The organism is Microcystis sp. M49636_WE2, from assembly GCF_030065375.1.
Lineage (GTDB): Bacteria > Cyanobacteriota > Cyanobacteriia > Cyanobacteriales > Microcystaceae > Microcystis > Microcystis aeruginosa_C.
In genome coordinates, this window is sequence record NZ_JASJFG010000420.1 from 1 (window position 1) to 6,644 (window position 6,644).

General features: G+C 42.7%; 3 protein-coding genes and 1 pseudogene. All 4 read right to left on the bottom strand.

Annotation, left to right across the window (positions count from 1 at the left end; genetic code table 11):
- Window positions 1–413: 413 nt before the first annotated feature.
- Window positions 414–3,977 (bottom strand): methionine synthase, encoded by a 3,564-nt coding sequence (gene metH / locus PX484_RS09985; protein WP_287766795.1) that lies wholly within the window; start codon window positions 3,975–3,977, stop codon window positions 414–416.
- Between the two features lie 124 nt (window positions 3,978–4,101).
- Window positions 4,102–5,232, bottom strand: coding sequence for a SpoIID/LytB domain-containing protein (locus tag PX484_RS09990; protein WP_106908419.1), 1,131 nt, complete (start codon window positions 5,230–5,232; stop codon window positions 4,102–4,104).
- A gap of 219 nt (window positions 5,233–5,451) precedes the next feature.
- On the bottom strand, window positions 5,452–6,084 hold the full coding sequence (locus PX484_RS09995) for a type I restriction endonuclease (RefSeq protein ID WP_287766796.1): 633 nt from the start codon (window positions 6,082–6,084) through the stop codon (window positions 5,452–5,454).
- Between the two features lie 426 nt (window positions 6,085–6,510).
- Window positions 6,511–6,644: pseudogene (locus PX484_RS10000) on the bottom strand (DUF29 domain-containing protein); the annotation flags it as partial.

The window sequence follows — 6,644 nt, forward strand, 5'->3', positions numbered from 1 at the left end:
AAGTAGCTCGTTATAATTAAATTAAAAATGGATTTTAGGTTCGATCCCCCCTGCTCCCCTTGATAAGGTAGGGTTGATTCATGAATCAACCCTACCCTTGATAAGGGTGGTGTCTGATAATTTTTAACGCCTACCTACTTAATTCTCCTGACTACTGACTACTAACTACTAACTACTGACTAGAAAATAGAGGCTGAAATAACGCAAATTCGTCAATCATACTAAATCCGTTGAGTATAGGCTACATATCAGGAGAGGCACTGACTGGAAAATAGAAGCTGAAATAACGCAAATTTATCAATCAGAATATTTTCATGTTTGGCGGTGTAACTTGTTGCATCGGGACTGACTCCTAAACAACCGCAATAATTGCAATGAAAACTCAAATCTGATCACTGATAACTGATCACTGATTAGGTACTAAAGTATTTAGCGGTGGGGTGATAGGTAATAATGGCGGTGGTGGATTGTTCTGGGTACAATTGTTCGCTTTCGTCCATATACATCCCAATGCGATCGCATCCTAACAGATCTAGTTGCTTGTATTGGTCCTGAATATTGGGACAAGCGGGATAGCCGAAACTATAGCGAGAACCCTGGTAACGCTGTTGTAGTATATCGCGGATATTATCGGGATCGAACTCTGCAAAACCTAACTCGCGACGGATGCGGGTGTGAGTCCATTCGGCCATGGCTTCGGCGGTTTGGACAGCCATGCCGTGATAATAGAGGTATTCCGTATATTCGTTGGCATCAAAGAGAGATTTAGCGTATTCCGTGGCGATTTCCCCCACCGTCACCGCTTGCATAGGGAAAACATCGATAATACCGGATTCCTGCGGGGCGAAAAAGTCAGCAATACAGAGACGGCGACCGGATTTCTGGCGCGGAAACTCAAAAATGGCTATCGGTTGCAGATTTTCGGGTTTTTCGCCTGCTTGTATCGATTCGGGATCGTAAATTAACAGGGAATTACCAGAGGATTGACAGGGAAAATAACCATAAATTAATGTGGGGTTTAGTAAATTTTCCTTGACAATTTTCTCTTTCCATGCTGTCAGAATTGGATGAACTTTTTCCTGTAAAAACTGGTCGTATTCTTGCTTAGATTGACTTTTGGGTTTGCGGAATTGCCATTGACCGACAAATAAAGCTTGTAGGTCCAAATACCAGAAAACCTCCTCGATGGGAATTTCTGCTGCCGTTAATATTTTAGTACCCCAGAAGGGTGGTGTTGGTCGGGGAATATCAACTTCCACCGCTTCGGAACGACGGGTATCAATAACTAATTCTTGGTTGACGCTGCCATCGGTAAAAATAGTATCGGGATTAACCTTTAATTCTTCGGCGACAACCGGGGGTTTTTCTGCCTCGGCAAACTCCGCTAAAAAGCCTTTACTATCATCCCATTGACCGCCAGCTTTAGCGGGCATTAATTTATCCATAAAATGCAGGTCAGAGAAGGCATCCTTACCATAGATAACCTGTCCATTGTAGGTTTTTTGGCAGTCATCATGGACAAATTTGGGAGTTAAAGCTGCCCCGCCAAGGATAACAGGAACGGTGATTCCTTTTTCATTAAAAACCTCTAGATTTTCCTTCATAAAAGCCGTCGATTTCACCAATAAACCGCTCATGGCGATACAATCGGCCTTATGTTCTTTGTAGGCTTCGATGATATTTTCTACGGGTTGTTTAATGCCCAAATTAATCACCCTATAGCCGTTATTGGTCAAGATAATATCAACTAAGTTTTTACCAATATCGTGAACATCCCCTTTAACCGTTGCGATAATAAAAGTCCCTTTGGCATTATTATCACCCTCTTTTTTCTCCATAAAGGGTTCTAAAAAGGCAACGGCTGCTTTCATAGTTTGGGCCGATTGGAGAACAAAAGGTAACTGCATTTGTCCCGAACCAAATAACTCACCCACTACCTTCATCCCATCCAGGAGAAAAATATTAATAATATCGAGGGGTGGATAGTCCTGTAAAGCTTGCTTTAAAGCCTCTTCCAGTCCCAATCTTTCCCCATCAATAATATGCTGTTTTAAGCGTTCCTCCACGGGTAAATTAGCATTACTAGAGGGGTCTTTTTTAGTAGTTTTCCCCGCAAATAATTCGGTTAATTTGGTCAGGGGATCATAAACACATATATCGCCATCAAAACGACGATTATCATAGATTAAATCCCGACAAATTTGCTGATATTCTGGTTCAATTTTTGCCAGAGGAAGAATCTTATTGGCGCTGACGATTGCCCCATCCATCCCCACCTGCATCGCTTCGTTGAGGAAGACGGAATTTAATACCTGACGCGCTGCCGGATTCAACCCAAAAGAGATATTAGACACACCTAAAAGAATATGACATTCGGGCAGTTCTTGGCGAATTCGACGCATTGCTTCGATAGTAGCCTTGCCATTTTCTCGGTCTTCTTCGATACCGGTAGAAATCGGTAAAGCTAGAGGATCAAAAAAGATTTCGTAGGGATTAATTCCGTATTCTATCGCTGCATAATAGGCCCGTTTAGCTATCTGGAATTTTTTCTCGGCAGTGCGTCCCATTCCTTCTTCATCAATGGTTCCAATTACTACCCCTGCGCCGTATTTTTTCGCTAAATCCAAGACTTGATAAAAACGCGGTTCCCCGTCTTCGTAGTTAGTAGAGTTGAGGATACATTTACCCCCCGCTACTTTTAACCCCGCTTCCATTTTTTCCCATTCGGTGGAATCTAACATTAAAGGTAGGGTGACATTATTAACTAAACGAGAGGCTAATTGGTGCATATCGCGCACCCCATCCCGGCCCACATAATCGACGTTGACATCGAGAATATGCGCTCCTTCTTTTACCTGCGCTTTCGCCATCGATACTAAACTATCCCAGTCTTCAACATTGAGAAGTTCCCGACATTTTTTAGAACCACTGGCGTTTAATTTTTCCCCGACAATAAGGAAAGAATTATCTTGAATATAGGGTTGGGTACTATAAATAGAAGCGGCGGAGGGTTCATAATGATAATGACGAGATTTCGGAGTTAAACCCTGACTTAGTTCCGCTAAAGCTTGAATATGGTCGGGACGAGTACCACAACAACCGCCGATAATTTGTACTCCCAAATCTTCGATAAAGTGCATTAAAGCCATTTTTAATTCTACGGGAGTGAGGCGATAATGCGCTTGACCGCCGACATTTTCTGGTAAACCAGCGTTAGGAATACAAGAAACAATAAAAGGGGAATTTTCCGAGAGATATTTAATATGGGGTTTCATCAAATCGGGACCGGTGGCGCAGTTAAGTCCCAAAATATCAATTTTATAGGGTTGTAAAATAGAGACAACGGCGTTAATTTCCGTTCCTACTAACATCGTTCCCATGGTTTCCATCGTCACCGAAACCATCAGGGGCAATCGTTGACCTTTTTTCTGAAATACTTCTTCAATAGCATTTAAAGCCGCTTTAATTTGCAGGACATCCTGACAGGTTTCTACTAATAATAAATCTGCTCCGCCATCGTACAGGCCCTCTACCTGTTCCACATAGGCATTTTTGAGGCTATCAAAGTCAATATGACCCAAAGTGGGCAGTTTTGTCCCCGGCCCCATGGAACCCGCCACAAAACGGGGTTTTTCGGGGGTAGAGTATTTATTCGCGCAAGCCTTGGCCAGTTCGGCGGCGCTTTTGTTGAGATAATAGGCTTGGTCGGCTAAATCGTACTCGGCTAAAACTATCGAGGTTCCCCCAAAGGTGTCGGTTTCAATCACATCCGCACCCACTGCTAAAAAGGCTTCGTGGACTTTCGCTACGGCGCTAGGTTTAGTATGGACAAGATACTCGTTACAACCTTCGTATTCTGCCCCACCAAAGTCCTCGGCCGTCAGATTTTGGCTTTGTAGGGAAGTTCCCATCGCCCCATCAAAGACGAGGACGGGATGCTTTGGACCGTTGAGGTAGTCAAGAAAGGGGCTATTCATAGAGAGATTTACTGCTATAGCATTTTGAAAGTTTATTGTAATACAGTTACTAGAAATCTGCTATGGTCGGCATTTCAGTTATCAGTGATCAGATTTGAGTTTTCAGTCGAGGAAGCCAATCAATCTAATTTTGTAGAACTAGACGGGCTAAACCAACTCCGGGATAATAATTACCGAGAATTTGTTGATAATCTAGGCCTTTTTCCGCTAATTTATAAGCTCCAGTTTGACTCATACCGCGACCACCGTGGGCCCAAGCGACAATTTCATCCGTGGCGGCATAAAGAGACTCGACTACACCCCCTTTATAGCTGAGAATCTGCCCGGCAGTGGCATTAACCGCTTGGTGAGTCGATTGATACTCCGAGCGAATGCCTTTATATACCTGCCAGCGCTGGGTATTGCCCAGATGAAACCAAGCATTAGCGGGGCGGATTATATGTACTAGGGCGTAGGAACGGGCGGCGATCGCTTGTGCCTTTAAAGCGTGCATTGGCGCAGTGGAGTGCATTTCACTCCCCACCACACTATAGAGATAGGCCTCTAAATTAACATGATTGACCACTAACAAGCGATCGCCTTGGGCAACAAGGAGGATTTTGCCCCGATACCAACCATCATCCACATAAACTAAACCATCGGCACTGGTGGGCTGCACAAAAATCACCTCTGGCAGCGATAAATCGCCCATTTTTAAGCCATTGGCACCTGGAATGACCGGTAAACCCTCGTTAGTGGCAATCGTTTTTAAACCACGACCTTGGCGATCGGTGATCACCGCCGGCCCGTTAACTCCAATCAAAACACTGGCCACATCCCTTTTAATCGCCACGCGAATTTCTATGGCTGGCGGCGTATAATTAGCGGGAACCAATAAGGGTTGTCTAGTTACCGGTTTAACCGCGGCAGCGGGGGCAGTATTAGGGGAAGTATTAGGGGAAGTTTGAACCGATGGCGCTAATTTTTTCGGCGCCAAGGGGGAAGATTGGGGAGAGGGGAATAGTTTCGGCGATGGTGCGGTTAAGGGTGCGATCGGAGATGGGATAATAGGAGCAGGGGAGGCAGCAGTCTCTAGATTTGCCTGCGGTTGCGGGGTTTCTGGTTTTTCCTTGGCTAAATAAGTTAAGAGAATTGGCGTAAAAGTAGCGATCGACAACAAAGGAACGGCACAATGGCGCAGCAGGGAAAAATAGGTACTAGCAGCAAATTTCACTTTAATCACACCATCTTTAATTTTCTTATCTAACTTTACCATTCCCCTCTCAGGCCGGGCAATTCTAGAGAAAAAATCTCGTATTCTTGAGCTTGTCAGGACAAATAAGGCTGAAATAGTCAAGAAAAGCCGAAAAAATTCTTAACCGCCCATCCTTAGATTAGCCGAATCTCCTCTAATCCAGGCTCTTCTAGGTTCTGTGTGATCAGCTTAACTTACCATAGAAGCGATCGATCTTTGTGTCCTTTGTGTCTCTGTGGTTCATTCCACCCCCTCGCTAGACTGACAGAGATGTTTAAGGATTTTGAGAACCTCGTATAAATCCCCCGGATTTCTCATGGCAAATAAACGAGAGGTTTCGTATAAAGGTTTACCGTCCCATAATAATTTAACAAATAAAAACTCGGAACCATTGGTCAACATTCCATAATTAGGACGGTTTGGATGAGGATTGACCATTAAATAAGCTAATAATTGCGGTAAACCTACTTCAACGGAATAAATAACCCGTTTTGATTCAATAATCATTACCCATAATTGCTCTTTTAGAATTAAAGTATCTAACCTTCCTTTAATTATTAAATCTTGATCTTCTGTAATAATTTCAACGGACTCTTCCGCTTTAATCTGAAAGGAAAATAGATAAAAGTTACCAATAAATAATAATGGGTCTAAAACCGTCATCCTCACCGAAGTTTCCAAAAAGGGAGGATAATTCAATAAGTTAAAATAACCTGTTTTGATTTTATCTAACAATTCTTTTTCCTGTTCAGAGATTGCTTTTAGGTCTTGCTGCCATTCCCCAAAAAAATGCTCATCTTCTATAAACTGTAGTTGAAAATGATTAATTAAATCTCTGAAAGTGACTTCTTTCGCTTGTAAAATTTGAACCATATTTACCTCTTTAATTAACACTTACGTTAATGGTAATTTGCTATTTTTAATTTAACCAAGCAAAATATCCGTTACTGACAGGGTTAACTGCTCTAAATCAGAGAGAACAGTTAAGGATATGGTCTTGTTTTGTTTACCTGCACATCGCTTCGGTTAGCATCGTTCATGTTTTTATCAGCTGCTTTCGCTCTTCCTACATCATCCAGATTAGCCATCGTCTTCTCCTTAATTTAGAGTACATGAAAGGTTCACTTTGCTATGATTTATCCAAGAGATTTATTGAGATGTAAGTAGTTAGGTGTTAAAAACTTTATTCCCCCTTTATTTCCCAGGGAAGGGGGGTTAGGTCATTCGGGCGATTTTTCATGTTGGCAAGGTCATATTCTGGTTTCATGGTTTTATTATCGATAATGTTTACTTTCGTTTTTACCCGTAAAAGTCCTCATTTAGAATCTGTTCAGGTGTGAAAGGACAAGCGAGGGGATACTCACTTTCTTGGGGAATACGAATACCAAATTGAGCGCGTTTACCCTGTTTGATGGCGACTTTACGAGCGCTGG